This is a genomic window from Pseudarthrobacter sp. NPDC080039 (genome assembly GCF_040702335.1).
In the GTDB taxonomy this organism is placed as follows: Bacteria; Actinomycetota; Actinomycetes; order Actinomycetales; family Micrococcaceae; genus Arthrobacter; species Arthrobacter enclensis_A.
Map to the genome: position 1 here is coordinate 60,736 of NZ_JBFBKY010000014.1, position 18,210 is coordinate 78,945.

Annotated in this window: 17 protein-coding genes and 1 riboswitch; of the genes, 11 read left to right on the plus strand and 6 right to left on the minus strand. The window is 67.5% G+C overall.

Annotated elements, in window-relative coordinates:
- Positions 1-21: 21 nt before the first annotated feature.
- A complete protein-coding gene (locus tag AB0313_RS14985; protein WP_366306442.1) occupies positions 22-1,734 on the minus strand; it encodes a CAP domain-containing protein in 1,713 nt (570 codons plus the stop codon).
- Between the two features lie 142 nt (positions 1,735-1,876).
- On the opposite strand from AB0313_RS14985, the gene dcd reads away from it, so the two are divergent.
- Positions 1,877-2,452, plus strand: coding sequence for a dCTP deaminase (gene dcd, locus AB0313_RS14990; protein ID WP_141945314.1), 576 nt, complete (start codon positions 1,877-1,879; stop codon positions 2,450-2,452).
- A 34-nt stretch (positions 2,453-2,486) separates the two neighbouring features.
- On the opposite strand, the gene AB0313_RS14995 is transcribed toward dcd, so the two are convergent.
- The 3 genes from AB0313_RS14995 to AB0313_RS15005 all read right to left on the minus strand — a co-directional run bounded on the left by AB0313_RS14995 (position 2,487) and on the right by AB0313_RS15005 (position 5,624).
- A complete protein-coding gene (locus tag AB0313_RS14995) occupies positions 2,487-3,668 on the minus strand; it encodes a cation:proton antiporter (RefSeq protein WP_141945316.1) in 1,182 nt (393 codons plus the stop codon).
- 5 nt (positions 3,669-3,673) lie between these two features.
- Entirely contained in the window at positions 3,674-4,156 is a 483-nt protein-coding gene (locus tag AB0313_RS15000) for a cation:proton antiporter regulatory subunit (RefSeq protein ID WP_141945318.1), read from the minus strand.
- A 64-nt stretch (positions 4,157-4,220) separates the two neighbouring features.
- Positions 4,221-5,624 (minus strand): MFS transporter, encoded by a 1,404-nt coding sequence (locus AB0313_RS15005; RefSeq protein WP_307303766.1) that lies wholly within the window; start codon positions 5,622-5,624, stop codon positions 4,221-4,223.
- A 195-nt stretch (positions 5,625-5,819) separates the two neighbouring features.
- Between AB0313_RS15005 and AB0313_RS15010 the strand changes: the two genes are divergently transcribed.
- Genes AB0313_RS15010 through mnhG form a run of 6 tightly spaced genes read left to right on the plus strand, consistent with a single transcriptional unit; the run spans position 5,820 to position 12,308 of the window.
- Positions 5,820-8,879: a Na+/H+ antiporter subunit A gene (locus AB0313_RS15010; RefSeq protein ID WP_366306445.1), complete on the plus strand. Its 3,060-nt coding sequence runs from the start codon at positions 5,820-5,822 to the stop codon at positions 8,877-8,879.
- Entirely contained in the window at positions 8,876-9,493 is a 618-nt protein-coding gene (locus tag AB0313_RS15015; RefSeq protein ID WP_141945325.1) for a Na(+)/H(+) antiporter subunit C, read from the plus strand. The genes AB0313_RS15010 and AB0313_RS15015 overlap by 4 nt, the downstream gene beginning before the upstream one ends.
- Entirely contained in the window at positions 9,490-11,097 is a 1,608-nt protein-coding gene (locus AB0313_RS15020) for a Na+/H+ antiporter subunit D (protein ID WP_366306447.1), read from the plus strand. The genes AB0313_RS15015 and AB0313_RS15020 overlap by 4 nt, the downstream gene beginning before the upstream one ends.
- Positions 11,094-11,639, plus strand: a complete 546-nt coding sequence (locus tag AB0313_RS15025; protein WP_366306449.1) for a Na+/H+ antiporter subunit E — start codon at positions 11,094-11,096, stop codon at positions 11,637-11,639. The genes AB0313_RS15020 and AB0313_RS15025 overlap by 4 nt, the downstream gene beginning before the upstream one ends.
- Entirely contained in the window at positions 11,639-11,914 is a 276-nt protein-coding gene (locus tag AB0313_RS15030; RefSeq protein WP_174237624.1) for a monovalent cation/H+ antiporter complex subunit F, read from the plus strand. Before AB0313_RS15025 ends, AB0313_RS15030 begins: the two co-directional genes overlap by 1 nt.
- Positions 11,904-12,308, plus strand: a complete 405-nt coding sequence (mnhG, locus tag AB0313_RS15035; protein ID WP_366306451.1) for a monovalent cation/H(+) antiporter subunit G — start codon at positions 11,904-11,906, stop codon at positions 12,306-12,308. The genes AB0313_RS15030 and mnhG overlap by 11 nt, the downstream gene beginning before the upstream one ends.
- A gap of 8 nt (positions 12,309-12,316) precedes the next feature.
- On the opposite strand, the gene AB0313_RS15040 is transcribed toward mnhG, so the two are convergent.
- Together AB0313_RS15040 and AB0313_RS15045 are read right to left on the minus strand one after the other, a co-directional pair.
- Positions 12,317-12,580: a DUF4235 domain-containing protein gene (locus tag AB0313_RS15040; RefSeq protein WP_141945336.1), complete on the minus strand. Its 264-nt coding sequence runs from the start codon at positions 12,578-12,580 to the stop codon at positions 12,317-12,319.
- 129 nt (positions 12,581-12,709) lie between these two features.
- On the minus strand, positions 12,710-13,252 hold the full coding sequence (locus AB0313_RS15045) for a heme-degrading domain-containing protein (RefSeq protein WP_141945338.1): 543 nt from the start codon (positions 13,250-13,252) through the stop codon (positions 12,710-12,712).
- Between the two features lie 87 nt (positions 13,253-13,339).
- Positions 13,340-13,480, plus strand: a riboswitch (TPP riboswitch).
- A gap of 66 nt (positions 13,481-13,546) precedes the next feature.
- On the opposite strand from AB0313_RS15045, the gene AB0313_RS15050 reads away from it, so the two are divergent.
- The 4 genes from AB0313_RS15050 to AB0313_RS15065 all read left to right on the plus strand — a co-directional run bounded on the left by AB0313_RS15050 (position 13,547) and on the right by AB0313_RS15065 (position 18,157).
- Positions 13,547-14,170 carry an ECF transporter S component gene (locus tag AB0313_RS15050; protein WP_366306454.1) on the plus strand — a complete coding sequence of 208 codons (624 nt, stop codon included), beginning with the start codon at positions 13,547-13,549 and terminating at the stop codon, positions 14,168-14,170.
- Positions 14,170-15,717: an ABC transporter ATP-binding protein gene (locus tag AB0313_RS15055; RefSeq protein ID WP_307303776.1), complete on the plus strand. Its 1,548-nt coding sequence runs from the start codon at positions 14,170-14,172 to the stop codon at positions 15,715-15,717. The genes AB0313_RS15050 and AB0313_RS15055 overlap by 1 nt, the downstream gene beginning before the upstream one ends.
- The gene (locus AB0313_RS15060) at positions 15,714-16,514 is read left to right on the plus strand and encodes an energy-coupling factor transporter transmembrane component T (RefSeq protein WP_366306456.1); all 801 of its coding nucleotides are present in this window, start codon (positions 15,714-15,716) and stop codon (positions 16,512-16,514) included. Before AB0313_RS15055 ends, AB0313_RS15060 begins: the two co-directional genes overlap by 4 nt.
- 119 nt (positions 16,515-16,633) lie before the next feature.
- Complete coding sequence (locus AB0313_RS15065; RefSeq protein WP_141945346.1) at positions 16,634-18,157, plus strand: UDP-N-acetylglucosamine 1-carboxyvinyltransferase; 1,524 nt, start codon at positions 16,634-16,636, stop codon at positions 18,155-18,157.
- The last annotated feature ends 53 nt before the right edge of the window (positions 18,158-18,210 follow it).

The following is an 18,210-nucleotide window of genomic DNA, read 5'->3' on the forward strand; positions in this document are numbered from 1 at the left end:
GGCGGCCGCTTCACCGCCCAGTCACTGCGCCAGTCGCTGCCCCGTCCAGGGTCCGGCAATGTTCGACGGCGAGGCGAGGCTTCCGGCGCTCAGGTCCCAGTACTGGACGGTGTCATTGGCGCGCCGGAGCGCGACGCCCGTGGAGTTCAGTCCGGTCACGTTGCGCAGCGCCCGGATTCCCGTGACGTCTGACCATCCGGTGGCTACCGTGGGCCGGGTTTCCGTGCGAAGCGAAGCGGTGCCCCACCCGCGGTAGAGCTGTACGCTTCCATCCGCCCCCAGCGCCAGGACATCCTGGAAGCCGTCGCCGTCGTAGTCCACCATGGAGAGCCGGGAGGCGTAGATGCCCGTGGCGACCGTGACCCGCTGCGCGATGTCGCCGGTCCCCTTGTTGCCGTACAGGTAGAGGTTGCCGGCGCTGTCCAGGGCCAGGATCTGGGGCATCCGGTTGTTGGCGCACCAGCCTCCCACCGCGAGGGTCAGCGTGTCCCAGCCGCCCGTGCCGAGAGTGATGGGGGCCTGGAACCCCCCGGCGGCAATGCCGCGGTACAGCGTCAGGTTGCCGTTGGTCCATTGGGCCAGGACGTCATAGGTGCCGTCGCGGTCCCAGTCGGTGACGAAGACTTCCTTGGCCCCGCCGAAGCCCGAGCCGATCACCCTGGCCGGCGCATAGGTGCGGGGGCCGGTGGACGCCCGGTCAAGCAGTTGGCCGGCTGAGTCGACGGAAACGAGGTCACCCGGTCCCTTGATGGCTGCCGCTGCCAGGTTCAGGGTGGGCGGCATGTGGCGTACGGGGGCGTCGCACAGGCTTGGCGGCGGTGGCGGAAAGGCGCCGCCCGACCCTGAGCTGGCGGACCCTGAGCCGCCCGGGGAATCGATGGTGCCGGCCGGAAGCGTGGCGTAACCGAAGAAGTCCACCACTCCCCAGATCTGGTACGTGGAGTTGGTGTACGAAATGCCGATGCCCATCACGTTGAACCGTGGATCGAGGAGCATGGCGTTGTGCCCCGGCGAACCCTTCCACCACTCGACGAGCTGTGCGGCGTCGCGGTCGGTCCGGATGGCAATGACCTCGCCGGCGCTGCTGGGGCTCAGGGCGCGGGGGTCGGTCCAGAAGCTGGCCCGGTGCTCGATCACCTCGCGCGTGGCGATGTTATCCGACCAGTCCTGGGCCAACCCGGCCACAGTGGGGTGGTACTTCACCGTGTTCAGCCCGTTGGCTACCCGGTACTCGTTGATCTTGGTGAACACCGTGAGGATGGCAGCGGAGTTGCTGTCCGGCACGAGGGCCTCCGTTGACGGAAGGGCGGCAGCGGACTCGGGTACGGCCGGTTGCGCAGGAGGCGGTGACGCCAGTTCCAGGTCCGGCGCCCACAGCGGCGGGATGGAAGCCGTTTGCGGGGTGGGCCCCGTGGAGGCGGCAGCCGGTGCCGGCGACGTTACCGCGGAGGCTGCCCCGCTGCCTGCAGGAGCAGGCGCCGCAGTGGTGGGCGCCGGCACGGGGGCGGCACCCGTCAGGGGTGAAGCGGCACGGATGTCAGGGTCCACGGCAGGGGTGAGGGCGCCGGTGGGCCCGGACACGGCGGCGGACCCCCCGTTGTTGCGCACCAGGGGAGCGGCAAGCGTGATGCTGGCCGGTCCTGCCGCGCCGGTGGGCAGCGCAGCAGGGGGTGCAGCAGCGTTCGAAGAGACCAGCGCAAACGCACAGAGCACGCCGACGACAGACGGTGCCACTAATTTATTCACAACATCCCCAGCTCTGTTACGCCATCCGGGAGACCATTCCGGCGGCTATCATTCGCAACATTAGCCCCACTGGGCCACAGCAACAACGGGAAAATGCAGGTGTGGATAACCGATACGGTAATTTGGGACGGTGCTGATCTCTGACCGCGACATTCGTGCCGAAATTGATTCCGAACGGATCGTGCTGGAACCGTACGATCCGGCGATGGTCCAGCCGTCGTCCGTGGATGTCCGGATAGATAAGTTCTTCCGGTTGTTCGACAACCACAAGTACGCACACATCGATCCGGCGCAGGAGCAGCCCGAACTGACGCGGCTGGTTGAAGTCGAGCAGGACGAGGCCTTCATCCTGCACCCGGGGGAGTTCGTCCTGGGTTCCACCTATGAGACCGTGACACTGCCGGACGACATTGCGGCCCGCCTGGAAGGTAAGTCGTCGCTGGGCCGGCTGGGCCTGCTGACGCACTCCACTGCCGGCTTCATCGACCCCGGGTTTTCCGGCCACGTCACCCTTGAGCTGTCCAACATGGCCACCCTGCCCATCAAGCTGTGGCCCGGGATGAAGATCGGCCAGCTCTGCTTCTTCCGGCTCAGCTCCGCTGCGGAGTACCCGTACGGGCAGGGGGAGTACGGCAACCGGTACCAGGGCCAGCGTGGGCCCACTGCCAGCCGCAGCCACTTGAACTTCCACAAAACCCGGATCTAGCCGCATCGGGGGCGGCTGGCGGCTGCCCCTGCGCCTAGACCTGCGGTGCGACCGCCCGAGGCCGGATGAACGGCCTGGCCAGCGGTTCCACGTAGCGCGCCGCCAGGGGGCCCATCACGGCCATCAGCAGCACGTAGGCGGTGGCCAGTGCCGCGAGGTCATGGGGAACAGCGCCCGAGGCAACGGCCAGGCCGGCAATGACGATCGAGAACTCACCGCGGGCCACCAGCGCGGCTCCGGCACGGAAGCGGCCGGGCCGGGCTATCCCTGACCGTCTCGCTGCCCAGATCCCGGTGGCCATCTTGGTGGCTGCCGTGGCCACGGCCAGGACCAGCGCCCATGCCAGCACGGGCGGAATGGATGTGGGATCCGTATTGAGGCCGAAGGCCACAAAGAAGATGGCGGCGAACAGGTCCCGCAGCGGCTCCAGGATGCGGGTGGCGTTGTGGGCGGTGGAGCCTGAGATGGCGATGCCCAGCATGAAGGCCCCCACAGCGGCGGAGACCTGCATGGCGGACGCCGCGCCGGCCACCAGCAGGGCAGCCCCGAGGACGTTGAGCAGGAAGACCTCGGAGTTCTCGCTGTGGACCGCCTTGGAGACGTGATGCCCGTGCCGCAGGGCCACCATGAGGACCATGGTGACCACGGCCAGGGCAATGCCTACTGTGGTGAGGCCGCCAAGGAAACCCACGCCGGCCAGGGTGGCTGTCAGGATGGGCAGGTAGACGGCCATGGCGAGGTCCTCGAACACCAGGATGGACAGGACCACGGGCGTTTCACGGTTTCCGAGCCGGCCGAGGTCCGTGATGACTTTGGCGGCGATGCCGGACGAGGAAATGTAGGTCACCCCGCCCATGACCATGGCGCCCACGCCGCCCCAGCCGAGGAGGAGGGCAAGCGCAGCCCCGGGCACGAAGTTCAGGACAAGGTCCAGAACGCCCGCCTGCCATGAGCGGCGGAGGCCCGTGAAGAGTTCGGCCGCTGTATATTCCAGTCCGAGCATAAGCAGCAGCAGGATGACGCCGATCTCACCCGAGAGGTGGGCGAACTCGTGCATGCCTTCCAGCTTGATGATGCCGCCGGCTCCGAAAGCGAGGCCGCCCAGCAGGTAAAGCGGGATGGGCGACATCCCGATCCGTCCCGCCAGCCTGGCCAGCAGGCCGAGGCAGAACACAACGGCCCCCAGTTCAATGAGGGTCAGGGCCAGCGGGTCCATGTGGACTAACCGTTGCGCAGGATATCGGCCGCTGAGTCAAGGCCCTGCTGGGTGCCGACGGCCACCAGCAGGTCACCGGCGTGCAGGACGACGTCGGGCCCGGGCGAAGGCAGCACCTCACCCTCGCGCATGATGGCAACAATGGAGACGCCGCACCGGGTGCGGATGCAGGCCTTGCCCATGGGCTGGTTTTGGAACGGGGAGTCCGCGGCGATGGAGAACTGCCGGGTGACGATGCCCGGAACGTCCTTGTGCTCCTCCGCGAGCTTCATGGCCAGGTGGGTGCCGCCCAGCAGGTTGCCGAGCGTTGCCGCCTCGTCGCTGGTGAGCGGAATGGAGGCCTGGCAGGTGTCGGGATCGTCCCAGGTGGAAACGATGAGTTCCGTTTGGCCTTCCCGCCGCTCCACCACGCCGATGCGGCGTCCGGAGGCGGTCATGAAATCCTTCCTGAGGCCAAGGCCCGGAAGGTTGGTTTCGTCCACGTTCATGAATCCAGCCTAGTCCGCCTGGCAACACCCGGTCGGAGAGGCGGCGCGGGCTCCGACGGGGTGCTCAGGTGGCGGGTACGACGGCGATGGGAGCCTTGGCCGGTGACTTCACCGGCAGCAGCACCAGGAGCCCTGCGAGGAGGACCACCATGATGCCCAGGATGCCCCACCGCTGGGCCTGGCCGGCGGGAACCAACGGCGTGGCAAGGGTGATGCAGAGCGTGAACAGTGCGGGCGCCAGGAAGCTGACGGCCCTGCCGGTGGTGGCGTAGAGGCCGAAGAGCTCGCCGGATTCCCCGTGCGGCGCGAGCCGGGCCAGGTAGGCGCGGGACGAGGACTGGGCCGGCCCGACGAAGAGGCAGAGGAACAGGCCGAAGACCCAGAAGGTGGTGGTGCCGGCCCATCGCATGCCGAAGAAGGAATAGTTTCCGTTGCCTAGGACCAGGATGGCGGTCCCGGCAACCAGGAGCCCAACGAGTGAGCCGGTGATGATCGCCTTGGGACCCACCTTGTCATCCAGGAACCCGCCGATCACCGCGCCCACGGCAGCCACCACGTTCCCAAAGATGGCGAAGAAGATCACCTGGGGGAGAGCGAACCCGAAGGTACCGGCGGCGATGACGCCGCCAAAGGTAAAGACAGCCGCCAGGCCGTCGCGGAATACGGCGCTGGCGAGCAGGAAGTAGATGGTGTGCGGGCTGGTGGCGTAGATGGCCTTGATCCGGCGGAACAGCAGCCCGTAGCTGGCAAGGAATCCGAGCCGCGTGGATTGGGCGTCCCGGGGAAGCTCCGGGACGGCGAACAGGACGGGCAGGGCGAAGACGAAGAACCACACCGCGGAGAAGACGGCCACCAGCCGGATATTGAGGCTGTCCTGCGTGGAGGATCCGAACCAGTCGAAGGCAGGCTGGACGAACAGCTGCAGGACGATCAGGAGAGCCACGATCCCGCCAAGGTAGCCGGCGCCCCAGCCGAAGCCGCTGACCTTGCCGATATTCTGCGGCGTGGACACCTGGGCCAGCATGGCGTTGTAGTTGACGCCGGCAAATTCGAAGAAGACGTTGCCCAGTGCGATCAGGGAGACACCGAGGAGCAGGAATTCCGGGCGCGGGAACACAAAGAAGCACAGGGCCGTGAGGATGGCGACGGCGGCCGAGTTCACTCCCAGCCACAGCTTGCGCCTGCCGCCCGCGTCCGAGCGCTGGCCCGTCACGGGTGCCAGCAGTGCGATGGCAAACCCGCCGACCGCCAGGGCCGCACCCAGGACTGCCGAGGCGTTGTCCTCACCACCGAACGCCTTTGACGTCAGGTAGACGGTGAAGACGAACGTGGTCATGACCGCGTTGAAGGCCGCCGAGCCCCAGTCCCAGGACGCCCAGGCCAGTACCCGGCCTTTGCTGGAGGACCGGGTTCCGGATTCAAGTTCCGAGGCAGGCTGCATTGCTCCCGGCGCGCTGGCGCTGTTCATACGATGCATCGTATCCGCCCCTGGCGAACACCCGCGGGACCGTGGCCCCTGTCCCGCGGGGATTCCGCCCACGTGAGCCCGCAGGGCGGGGAAGGCGGCAGAGCCGCCTTGGTAAACTGAACCCTCCCGGACCTTACTTTTTTGCCGCCTGCTCCAACTTTTGACAATCGAATTCCTGACGTTGCGGAGAATCCAGTGATCACAGTCCTTGCCGTGCACTTTTCGGTGGCTGTCCTCGCGCCCTTCCTCTTCAGGCTATGGGGCCGCAACGCCTTCTACGCGCTGGCCGCAGTCCCCGCGGGTTCCTTCGCCTGGCTGATGTTCCAGCATGCACCCATTTATGCGGGTCCCGGGGCAGTCACCGAAACCTTCGAGTGGATCCCCAGCCTCCATCTTGAACTGGCTTTCCGTATGGACGCCCTGGCCTGGGTGATGTCCCTGCTGGTGCTGGGCGTTGGTTCCCTGGTGCTGGTCTACTGTGCGCGGTACTTCAAGAGGAAAGACCAGGACCTCGGGGCGTTCGGCGCCCAGCTGCTGGCGTTCGCGGGCGCCATGTTCGGCCTGGTCACGGCGGATGACCTCCTGCTGCTGTTCATTTTCTGGGAATTGACCACCATCCTGTCCTACCTGCTGATCGGCTTCGCGCGGACCCGGCTTGCCGCGCGCCGCTCCGCCCTCCAGGCGCTGATGGTCACCACCGCAGGCGGCCTGGCCATGCTGGTGGGCCTGATCATGCTTGGCTACTCGGCGGGGACGTACCGCGTCTCCGCCATCCTCGAGCAAGCCCCCGCACTGGCAGGCGGAGCCACGGCGCCCACGGTGAGCGCCGCCGTCGTCCTCATCCTGGTGGGTGCCATCACCAAGTCCGCGCTGGTCCCCTTCCACTTCTGGCTTCCCGGCGCCATGGCCGCGCCGACCCCCGTCAGCGCGTACCTGCACGCCGCGGCGATGGTGAAGGCCGGCATCTACCTGGTAGCGAGGCTTGCCCCTGGGTTCTCGGACACCGCCTACTGGCAGCCGGCGGTCCTGGGGCTGGGCCTGTCCACCATGCTGGTGGGCGGCTACCGGGCGCTGCGGCAGACGGACATCAAGCTGATCCTCGCCTACGGCACCGTCAGCCAACTGGGCTTCCTCACCATGGTGGTGGGCCTCGGCACGCCCGACGCCGCACTGGCGGGCCTGGCCATGCTGCTGGCCCACGGCCTGTTCAAGGCAACGCTCTTCCTGGTGGTGGGCATCATCGACCACCAATCGGGAACCCGTGACGTGCGCAAACTCTCCGGCGTTTTCCGCTCTTCGCGCGCGTTGGGCATCGTGGCCGCCATCGGCGCCGCCTCCATGGCCGGTGTTCCGCTGCTCGGCGGCTTCGTCGCCAAGGAGTCGGTGCTTGAAGCCTTCGTGCACCACGCCGGGGACGCGCATTCCGGCGCGTGGGATGTGGTGGTCCTGGTGGGACTGGTGGTGGGGTCCATCCTGACGTTCGCCTACAGTGCCCGCTTCATGTGGGGCGCGTTCGCGGCCAAGCCCGGCGTGGAACCAATTCCGTTCAAGGCCATCAGGCCCTCGTTCCTGGCTGCACCTGCGGTCCTGAGCCTCCTGACCGTCGCCTACGGTCTCTGGCCGGCCCCGGTGGACGCCTGGATCCAGCCGTACGCGGCGTTGTTCGCGTCCAAGGCGCCCGACGCCGGCACCCCAGCCGAACAGGCAGGTCACCTTGCGCTGTGGCATGGCCTGACGCCGGCGCTTGGGCTGACGGCCGTCACCTTCGCGCTGGGCCTTGCGATGTACGTTGGCCGCAACGCCGTGGCCCGTGCCCAGACACTGGTGCCTGCGTGGGTGGACGGCGACCGCGCCTACCAGCTGACCATCGGTGCGCTCGACGACGCCGCGGTCTGGCTCACCGGCCGGACCCAGCGCGGATCACTGTACTTCTACCTTGCCGTGATCCTCAGCGTGGCTTTCGTCCTCCCGCTCGCGGCAATCCTGCTTGGCGGCAACCCCCTGCCGCAGGGCATCTACCTCGTGGATCCCAACTCCCCGCTGCAGTTGGTGGCAGGTGCAGGCATCGTGATCGGCGCCCTGGCCGCCGTCAGGGCCAACAAGCGGTTCCTTGCGGTGCTCATGGTCTCCGTGACCGGGTACGGCATTGCGCTGGTGTTCGCGCTGCAGGGTGCCCCGGACCTGGCGCTGACCCAGATGCTGGTGGAGACCATCATCCTGGTGGCGTTCGTCCTGGCCATGCGCAGCCTGCCGCCGGAACTGCGGGACCGCACCGGCGGCAAGTACCGCGTGCTGAGGGTCATCATCGGGCTGGGATTCGGCGTGACCATGGTGTTCGCCGCGATCTTCGCCATGGGGGCGCGGACCGCCATTCCGGTATCGCTGCAGTTCCCGCAGCTTGCCTATGAAGGCGGCGGCGGCCTGAACGTGGTCAATGTGACCCTGGTGGACATCCGCGCCTGGGACACGTTCGGCGAGATCAGCGTCCTGGCGCTCGCCGCCACCGGCGTGGCCAGCCTGATCTTCGTCCGGGGCCGCGGTCACAGGCTGCAGGCCTCCGCGTCGGTGGCGGAGGGAACGGTGGGGCGCTACCACGGTGTGGATCCCGGCTCCCGTGACGGTGCGGCCCTGGCCATCAGCCGGAAGTTCGCCGCTGCTGCCCGTGACCCCTGGATCGTGGCGGGCCGGACGCTCGCCCCCGAGCGCCGCTCCATCATCTTCGAGGTGGTCACCCGGCTGATCTTCCACTCCATGATCATTTTCTCGCTCTACCTGCTGCTGGCCGGGCACAACCTGCCCGGCGGCGGTTTCGCGGGCGGCCTCACCGCCGGCCTGGCGCTGACCATCCGCTACCTGGCCGGCGGCCGGTTCGAACTGCGGGAAGCGGCGCCGCTTAGCGCCGGCGCGCTGCTGGGCATCGGCCTGGCGCTGGCTGCCGTCTCTGCCGTGATGCCCCTGCTGCTGGGCGGCCAGGTGTTCCAGTCCGCCATCATCCAGGTATGGCTGCCTGTGTTCGGGGACATCAAGTTCGTCACCTCAACCATCTTCGATATTGGCGTGTACGTCGTGGTGGTGGGCCTGGTGCTGGATGTCCTGCGCAGCCTCGGCGCCGAGATTGACGAGCACCTGGAGGAGCGGTCCCTGGCTGCGGGCCAGGAATTGGACGAGGCCCGGGAGACGGGCCAGGACCAACCGGAGCAGGATCAGGAACCGGACAGGGTTCCTGCCGAGACCACCGCAAAGGGCCATGCATGAGCGTCAACCTGACCCTGCTGATCGTCATGGGCGCGCTGTATGCCTGCGGCATCTACCTGATCCTGGAGCGCAGCCTGACCCGGGTGCTGCTGGGCCTGATGCTACTGGCCAACGCAACCAACCTGCTGATCCTGGCGACCGGGGGGTACGCAGGACTGGCCCCGTTGTTCGCCAAGGACATCGCCGCCAAGGACTACAACGACCCCCTGCCGCAGGCGCTGATCCTGACGTCGATCGTGATTTCATTCGCGGTCACGGCTTTCATGCTGGGCATCATCTACCGCACCTGGCTACTGGCCCGCCAGGATGAGATCCAGGACGACGCGGAAGACCGCCGCGTGGCAGCGACCCCCAGCTTCGACGCCGAGGACGATGCCGAAGTGCCGGCAGAAACCTCCGAGTTTCCGCTCACCATGCTCGGCTCTGATGGCATGGACGTCTCCGACCGCGGGGCTTCCGGTGCCGACGCCGGGCTGCATGCGGACCAGCAAGCGGACCAGCCGCCGGCCACGGTCCTGGCCGGCGGCCGGGAGATGCCCGCGGAACATGCCGCCGCGGAAGAAAAGCCCGGCTCACTCAACATTGACCCCAGCCCGGAAGGAGGCGGCAAGTGACCATCGCCAGCCTGGCACCGCTCGCCGTCGTACTTCCCATCCTGGGGGCCGCCCTCACGTTCCTGCTGATCCGGCACACCCGTGCCCAGCGCGGGGTGAGCATCGCCCTGCTGTCGCTGACCCTGGCGCTCGAATGCCTCCTGCTGGCGTCTGCCTGGAACGGCGGCACCGCGGCGGTAACCATCGGCGGCTGGCTGCCGCCCTTCGGCATCGTCATGGTGGTGGACCAGTTCTCCTCGCTGATGCTGGTGGTGTCCTCCGCGGTGAGCCTGGCAGTGCTGGTGTATGCCACGGGGCAGGGCATGGCCGACGGCGACCACGACGCCCCCGTCTCGATCTTCCACCCCACCTACCTGATCCTGGTGGCGGGGGTCTCCAACGCCTTCCTGTCCGGCGACCTCTTCAACCTTTATGTGGGCTTTGAGATCCTGCTGACCGCAAGCTACGTGCTGATGACCCTGGGCGGCACCGGCCCGCGCATCCGCGCCGGTGTCACCTATGTGGTGGTGTCCGTGGTGTCATCTGTGCTGTTCCTGATTGCCATCGCCATGGTGTACGGGGCCACCGGCACCGTCAACATGGCGGACCTGGCCCTCAAGCTCGGTGACCTGGACCAGGGCACCAGGACCCTCCTGCACGTGATGCTGCTGGTGGCGTTCGGCATCAAGGCCGCCGTCTTTCCGTTGTCCTTCTGGCTGCCCGACTCCTACCCCACGGCCCCGGCGCCCGTCACGGCCGTGTTCGCCGGGCTGCTGACCAAGGTGGGCGTGTACGCCATGGTCCGGACGGAGACCCTGCTCTTTCCCGGCGACACTTTGAACACGCCCCTGATGGTGGCTGCGCTGCTGACCATGGTGGTGGGCATCCTTGGCGCGCTGGCCCAGAGCGACATCAAGCGACTGCTCTCGTTCACGCTGGTCAGCCACATCGGCTACATGGTGTTCGGTCTTGCCATGTCCTCCGCGGCGGGGCTCGCGGCGGCGGTCTTCTACGTGGCCCACCACATCACCATCCAGACCAGCCTCTTCCTGGTGACCGGCCTCATCGAACGCCGCGGCGGCAGTTCCTCGGTGGACCGGCTGGGCGGGCTGGCCAAACTCTCGCCGATGCTGGCGCTGCTGTTCTTCATCCCCGGGATGAACGTGGCCGGCATCCCGCCGTTCTCCGGTTTCCTGGGCAAGGTGGGGCTCCTGCAGGCCGGCGTTGAACTCGGCACGCCGCTGGCGTACGCGCTGGTGACCGGCGGGGTGGTGACCAGCCTGCTGACCCTCCTGGCCATCGCCAGGGTATGGAACCGCGCATTCTGGCGCCGGCCCACGGACGCGGAGCATCCCGACCCGGTGCTGCTTGCCCCGCAGCCGGTGCGGGTCGCCGGGCCGGGGGCCAAGCTCAACAGCACCGTGACGCTGCTGCCGCACACCATGGTGGGCTCCACGGCGGCCCTGGTGATGGTTGGGGTTGCGCTGACCGTCTTCGCCGGGCCGCTGTTCGGCCTGTCGGACCGGGCCGCCCGCGACATGCTGGACCGCGGCCCTTACATCCACGCGGTGCTGGGTGATGCCGCCGCCGTTCCGGGGGCCACTGCCGCGGGAGGAACGCGATGAGCCGCAAGCGCATATCCCTGCGTCAGGAGCTGCCGCTTCTGGTCTGGCTGGTGATCGTCTGGGGCGCGCTGTGGCAGGACTTCAGCCCCGGCAACCTCCTGTTCGGTGCGCTGCTGGCAGTCGGCGTCGCCCGGCTCTTCTACCTTCCGCCCGTCGAGCTCAGCGGGCGCTTCAACATCCTCTGCGCCGTCCCGTTCGCCATGGCGTTCCTGTGGAAAGTGGTGGTGGCCAGCGCCCAGGTCCTGTACCTGGCCGCCGTCCGCGGACCCAAGGTGACCAACGCCGTCGTCGCCGTGCGGCTGCGCAGCCACCAGGACCTGATTGTCACCGCCACCGGGCACGTCATTTCCCTGATCCCGGGGTCATTGGTGGTGGAGGTGGACCGCTCCACCTCCACCCTCTACCTGCACGCGCTCAACATCACGTCCAAGCGGGACGTGGAGGGCCTGCGGAACGAGGTGAGGTCCATCGAGGCTGGCCTGATCCGCATCATGGGCACCGCGGAAGAACTTGAAGCCGTCCGATTGGAGGCCGCCACGTGATGCACGTTGTCCTGGCTGTTACAGCCGTCATTTTCTCGCTGGCCGCGGCCGGAGCCATCATCAGGATTGCCCGCGGCCCTTCGCTGCTGGACCGGGTGCTCGCGGCCGACGTGCTGCTGGCAATCCTGGGCGGCGCGCTCTGCGTCGACATGGCCGTGAACCGGCACCTGAACAACCTGATGCTGGTGGTGTCCATCTCCATCATCGGGTTCATCGGCTCCGTGACGGTGGCCCGGTTCGTGGCGGACCGGAGGGTGAAGCCCAATGAATCCTGACTTCTCCGGCCCGGACGCCTGGATCGACACCCTCTCGGCAGTGTTCATGGTGGTGGGGGCGATCATGTCCCTGGGCGCTGCGATCGGCCTGCTCCGCTTTCCGGACCTGCTGAGCCGCATGCACGCCGCCACCAAGCCGCAGGTCCTGGGCCTGTTCCTGCTGCTGGCCGCCATTGGGCTCCAGCTGCGGACGTGGTGGGTGTGGCCGGTCCTGGCGGTGGCGTGGATCTTCCAGCTGCTCACGGTGCCCGTGTCCGCACATATGGTGGGCCGTGCCGGTTACCGCACCAAGCATCTGCACCGGGAAGTGCTCACTGCGGATGAGCTGGAGGCCGTAGTGCAAAAAGCCGCCGCCGAGGCTGCCCTGAAGGACGACCCCGGCGGCGGCCGGTAGCGCTGCGCTCAGACGATGTCCTGCGTCTTGGCGAACCGGGCAATGGCGCGCTGCGTGCCCCGGTTGGCCAGAACCTGGATGATGGCACTGACGGACGCCGAGATCAGCGCGAAGGTCAGCGCCGAACGCAGGCTGGTGGGGACGTCCTCATGTTTGCCCGTGGGCGCTTTCTGCCCGGTGGTCTTTTCCCAGATGGTGTTGACCAGTTTGGTGCCGGCCAGGCCTGCACCCAGGCTCACCCCGGTCCCGAGCAGCTTGATGAGAAGGTTCATTCCTATTACTCCTTGCGGGCGGAAAACGGACTGCCTCCAGCCTAGCCGCACGCGTGTCCCGGTCAGGGCAAGGGCGTGGCAAGCCGGGGCGGGTTGATGGACCGGGACACGGCCCAGGCATGCGGGTTCCTAGTCCCGCAGGGCCGACCCCAGGATGTCCCGCAGCGCCTCCACCACCAGGTCATGGTCCTGCAGTTGCGGCAGCCCGGAGACCGCGACCGTAGCCACTGCGCCCACTCCGGTGACATAGATTGGAAATGCACCTCCGTGTGCCGCATACCGGGATTGGTCAAACCAGGCGTTGTCCTCGATCCGGCCGCCGCCAAGCCGGCCCCGCAGGCCCACCAATAGGGACGGCACCTCGTACCGGGCGGCAGTGCGTTGCTTGGCGCGGATCCAGTATTCGTTGTCCGGAGTGGCACCCGGCAGCGCAACGTGGAACAGGACCTGCTCGCCCTTGGTGATGTCGATGGCAACGGGCAGGGCCCGCTCCTTGCCAAGCTCCACCAGCAGCAGGCCCAGATTCAAGGAGTCATCCGGCGAGAAACCGGGGAATTGGAGTTCCCGGACTTCAGCCTCGACCCGGAGGATCAATGCTTCCAGGGAGCCTTCGGGCTGCGCGTCGCCGGAATCGGGATCGAACCCGGTCACAACCGGTGTATTGGCGGTCATGGCCCTCAATCTACCCCTGTCCGGTGTAAACTTGACCACGCCCAGCTGGGCGGATATTGAAGCCTTACCCAACCCAAAAAGCATCACTAAAAACGACAGGGGAGCGCCGCCGTCGGGCATCCTGGCAGAAGCCGGGCACCGCAGGTGGGCGCTGAGAGTGCGGACAGCCGCAGACCCTCGAACCTGATCCGGTTAGTACCGGCGCAAGGGAGTCGAGTTCTCGGGGTGTCGCGGCCCTACGGCAACGGCCGTGGGCCGGGTCCACTTTCCCCTCCTGTTTCCCAGGAGGATTACATGAGCACTGCAGCAATCAAGAAAAGCGCCGGCAAGTCCTGGCGCGTCGTGGACATCGTCGTGGCGGCCCTGGTGGCCATCGCGGGTGGCGTCATCTTCTGGGCATGGGACCAGGGTGCCGCCGCGCTGTCCGCCCCCATGAACGCCGCCTACCCACCCCTCACCGGGCTGCTGGCCGGCGGCTGGATGGTTCCCGGCGTGCTGGGCATGCTCATCATCCGAAAGCCCGGCGCCGCTATCTTCTGCGAAACGGTTGCCGCTACCGGGGAACTCCTCATGGGCTCGCAGTACGGCGCGTCCGTCCTCTTCTCCGGCTTGATCCAGGGCTTGGGCGCGGAAATCATCTTCGCCATCTTCGTCTACCGCAAGTTCAACCTGCCCGTCTCCCTGCTGGCAGGCGCGGCGGCCGGGTTCTTCTGCGGCCTGAATGACTCCTTCGCCCCTTGGGGCTGGAACATCGCCTACTCGGGCGCGGACAAGCTCGCCTACATCGTCCTCACCACGGTCTCCGGGGCCATCCTGGCCGGTGCCCTGTGCTGGCTTGCCACCCGCGGCCTGGCCCGCACCGGGGTGCTGAGCTCCTTCGCGTCCCGCAAGGCCGCCACGGAGCCAGTCTTCTCCTGATGGTCCCCTCCCAGGACGCCGGCGGCGCGGTCCGCCCCGCCGCCGTCAGCGCCCGCGGATGGGGGTGGCGGCATGCCGGCCGATCCAGGCCCGCCGTCCATGCCCTCGACCTGGACATCGCTCCCGGTGAGCGCGTGCTCCTCCTCGGACCTTCCGGCGCCGGGAAGTCCACGCTGCTGCATGCGCTCGCCGGCGTGCTGGGGGACATCAACGACGACGGCGAGTCCGGGGACGCCGACGAGTCCGGTTCGCTGCTGGTTGACGGCGCCGTGCCCCGCGCCCAGCGCGGGCGGGCCGGGCTCATGCAGCAGGACCCGGAAACGCAGGTGGTGCTGTCGCGCGTTGGGGACGACGTCGCCTTTGGTGCCGAAAACCTCGCCGTACCCCGCGACGCCATCTGGGCGCGCGTGCACGAGGCGCTTGCCGACGTCGGGCTCGCCCACCTCCCGCTGGACCACCCGACCTCGGCCCTGTCCGGTGGCCAGAAGCAGCGCCTCGCGCTGGCCGGCATCCTTGCCATGCGTCCCGGCCTGATCCTGCTGGACGAACCCACCGCCAACCTGGACCCGGACGGCGTGCTGGAAGTCCGGGACGCCGTTGCCCGCTGCCTGGACAAGACCGGGGCCACGCTGGTGGTGGTGGAACACCGGGTGTCTGTCTGGAAGGACCTGGTGGACCGGATCGTCGTCCTGCAGCCGGGCAGCAGCAGCGAATCTGCCGTGCTCCTGGACGGCCCGCCGGACCGGGTGCTCCGCGAGGCGCGGACCATGCTCGCCGCCGCGGGGGTGTGGGTCCCCGGCTATGTGCCGGCCACCCGGACCAGGGATTTGGTACCGGCACCCGGAACGGGAAACCTCCTGCTGGCCGCCGAACAATTGGCAGTTTCCCGCGAACGTCCCCGCCGCAAGGGTTTCCGCAGGATACCGCCGGTCCCCGTCCAGGACGGGGTGGCCGCCCAGGTCCGCGCCGGGCAGGCCCTGGCTGTTACCGGTCCCAATGGAGCAGGAAAATCCACCTTCGCGCTGACCCTCGCCGGGCTGCTGGAGCCCGTATCCGGAAAGGTTTCCGCGAGCCTGGACCTCAGCCAGGGCGCGGGTATCGACCCGTACAAGTGGAAGGCCGAGCAGTTGATTTCCCGCGTGGGGACAGTGTTCCAGGAGCCGGAGCACCAGTTCGTGACCGGCAAGGTGCTTGATGAGCTGCTGTTCGGCCCGCGGCACCTGGGCCACGGCGAGGAACGGGTTGACGAACTGCTGGAGCGCCTGCGCCTCACGCACGTGGTGGACGCCAACCCCTACACGCTCTCCGGGGGTGAAAAGAGGCGGTTGTCCGTAGCCACCGTCCTTGCCGCCAGCCCGCAGGTCCTGGTCCTCGATGAGCCCACGTTCGGGCAGGACGCCAACACCTGGGCTGAGCTGGCCTCGTTCCTGTCCGAGCTCCTGGACGCAGGCACAGCGGTGGTGTCCGTCACCCACGATGCCGAGTTCACGGCCGCCCTGGGCGGGGTGGAGCTGCGGATGGCTGCGGCGGAAGTGGTGGCCCCATGAGGCAGGAACTGACGCTGCACGGCAACCATGCGCTCCTGGCCCGCGCCAACCCGCTGAGCAAATTCGTGGCAGTGCTGCTGATCACGGCGGTCCTGGCGCTGTCCATCGACTGGGTGTCTGCATCAGTGGCCCTGGTCTTTGAACTTTTCCTGTTTCCCCTGGCTGGACTCACCCTGTCACTGCTGTGGCAGCGCGGCTGGCCGCTGATTGTTGCGGCCGCCATCGGAGGCTGGAGCACGTCCATCCTGGCGCCGGACAGTGGAAGGATCCTGCTCGACGCCGGCATTTGGACCATGAGCCAAGGCTCCCTCCAGTTGGGCATCGGCTTCCTCCTGCGCGGCTTTGCCATCGCCCTGCCGGCAGTGCTCCTGATGAGCTGCACCGACCCGACGGACCTGGCAGACGCGCTGGCGCAGAAAGCACGCCTGCCGCACCGGTTCGTCCTGGGGACCCTGGCCGCGATGCGCCTGGTGGGCCTGATGGCCGAGGAGTGGCAGACCATCGGCATGGCGCGCCGGGCGCGGGGCGTGGGTTCGCGCGGCAACCTGGCACAGCGGGTAAAGGCGACACTGGGACAGAGCTTCGGGCTCCTGGTGCAGGCAATCCGGCGCGCGTCACGGCTGGCCGTGACCATGGAAGCGCGGGGCTTTGGCGGCGGCAAGCGGACCTGGGCACGCACATCCACGTTCAGCGTGCTGGACCTCTGGGTGGTGGCCGGCGGTGTCCTCGTGGCCGCGCTCGCCCTGATTGCGGCGGTCACCGCGGGGACCTGGAACATGGTGTGGCTGGGCAGCTGACTTGTGCTGTGCGAGCCCCTATCGCATCTGCTGGGTAGGAGTGGAGGGCCGGCCCCCATATGGAGCCCGTAGCACCCCCAAGACCGGCGCAGTAACTCATTTATGATATATTTTCGGGTATGACGCAGGAAACCGCCGAACACGTTGCCGCCATGCTGAGGAATGCCCGGAGCGAAAAGGGCTGGACGCAAGGCCAGTTGGCCGCCGAACTCGGCACCAGCCAGAGTGCTGTTGCCCGGATGGAACAGGGCAAGCAGAACCTGAGCCTGAAGATGATCCAGCGGCTGGAGAACATCTTCGACCGCAGCATCGTCAACGTGGGCAAGCCGCAGATGACGCACCTGCGGGTGGAGGGCGGCCGCACCCTGTCCGGTGCCGTTGACGTGAACAGCAGCAAGAACGCCGGTGTGGCCCTGCTGTGCGCCAGCCTCATCAACCGCGGAACCACTGTGCTCCGCCGCCTGGCGCGGATCGAGGAAGTCAACCGCATCGTCGAGGTGCTGTCCAGCATCGGCGTGGAGTGCACCTGGCTTAACGACACGGACCTGCGCCTGCGCCGCCCAGCTGTCCTGGACCTTGAAGCCATGGATGTGGACGCGGCACGCAGGACGCGAAGCGTCATCATGCTGCTCGGCCCCATGCTGGACGAGTCGCGCGAGTACCGGCTGCCCTACGCCGGAGGCTGCGACCTTGGCACCCGCACCGTGGAGCCCCACATGCAGGCGCTGCGCGAGTTCGGCCTGTCCGTGGAGGCCACGGCCGGTTTCTACACGGTCCAGGCGCCCCCTGCCGATACCCGCGACCGCTCCTTCGTCCTCACCGAGCGCGGCGACACCGTCACCGAGAATGCCATCATGGCCGCCGCACACCGGCCGGGCACAACCGTGATCCGCAACGCCAGCCCCAACTACATGGTCCAGGACCTGTGCTTCTACCTCCAGATGCTGGGCGTCAGTATTGAAGGCGTAGGCACCACCACCCTGAAAATCACGGGCAAGCCGGAAATCGATGCCGAGATCGAATACTTCCCCTCTGAGGATCCCATTGAGGCCATGAGCCTCATCACCGCCGGCATTGTCACCAACTCCGAGGTCACCGTGCGGCGGGTCCCCATCGAGTTCATGGAAATCGAGCTGGCTACCCTGGGCCAGATGGGGCAGAAGCTGGAGATCTCCGGCGAGTACATGGCCCGCAACGGCCGCACCCGGCTGGTGGACGTGACCACCAAGCCCTCCGAGCTGCGCGCCCCCGAGGACAAGATCCACCCCATGCCCTTCCCCGGGCTGAACATCGACAACCTGCCCTTCTTTGCCGTCATTGCCGCCAACGCCCACGGCCAGACCATGATCCACGACTGGGTCTATGAGAACCGGGCGATCTACCTGACGGAACTCAACCGGCTCGGTGCCCAGGTGCAGCTGCTGGACCCCCACCGGATCTACGTCAATGGACCCACCAAGTGGCGTGCCGCCGAGGTGGGCTGCCCGCCCGCGCTCCGTCCGGCCGCCTGCCTGCTGTTGGCCATGCTCGCCGCGCGGGGGGTATCGGAGCTGCGGAACATCTATGTCATCGAGCGCGGTTACGAGGACCTGGCGGAGAGGCTGAACACCATCGGCGCCAGGGTGGAGTACTTCCAGGGCTAAGCATTCACGGTTCGTCATGAACCGCGTGTGACAGTTCCTATGCCCGGCTGCTG

Coding starts and splice junctions, on each gene's coding strand:
- AB0313_RS14995 (WP_141945316.1), bottom strand. CDS start 3,668: ATGGACCCGCTGGCCCTGACCCTCATTGAACTGGGGGCCGTTGTGTTC.
- AB0313_RS15000 (WP_141945318.1), bottom strand. CDS start 4,156: ATGAACGTGGACGAAACCAACCTTCCGGGCCTTGGCCTCAGGAAGGAT.
- AB0313_RS15005 (WP_307303766.1), bottom strand. CDS start 5,624: ATGAACAGCGCCAGCGCGCCGGGAGCAATGCAGCCTGCCTCGGAACTT.
- AB0313_RS15015 (WP_141945325.1), top strand. CDS start 8,876: ATGAGCGTCAACCTGACCCTGCTGATCGTCATGGGCGCGCTGTATGCC.
- AB0313_RS15025 (WP_366306449.1), top strand. CDS start 11,094: ATGAGCCGCAAGCGCATATCCCTGCGTCAGGAGCTGCCGCTTCTGGTC.
- AB0313_RS15030 (WP_174237624.1), top strand. CDS start 11,639: ATGCACGTTGTCCTGGCTGTTACAGCCGTCATTTTCTCGCTGGCCGCG.
- mnhG (WP_366306451.1), top strand. CDS start 11,904: ATGAATCCTGACTTCTCCGGCCCGGACGCCTGGATCGACACCCTCTCG.
- AB0313_RS15040 (WP_141945336.1), bottom strand. CDS start 12,580: ATGAACCTTCTCATCAAGCTGCTCGGGACCGGGGTGAGCCTGGGTGCA.
- AB0313_RS15045 (WP_141945338.1), bottom strand. CDS start 13,252: ATGACCGCCAATACACCGGTTGTGACCGGGTTCGATCCCGATTCCGGC.
- AB0313_RS15050 (WP_366306454.1), top strand. CDS start 13,547: ATGAGCACTGCAGCAATCAAGAAAAGCGCCGGCAAGTCCTGGCGCGTC.
- AB0313_RS15055 (WP_307303776.1), top strand. CDS start 14,170: ATGGTCCCCTCCCAGGACGCCGGCGGCGCGGTCCGCCCCGCCGCCGTC.
- AB0313_RS15060 (WP_366306456.1), top strand. CDS start 15,714: ATGAGGCAGGAACTGACGCTGCACGGCAACCATGCGCTCCTGGCCCGC.
- AB0313_RS15065 (WP_141945346.1), top strand. CDS start 16,634: ATGACGCAGGAAACCGCCGAACACGTTGCCGCCATGCTGAGGAATGCC.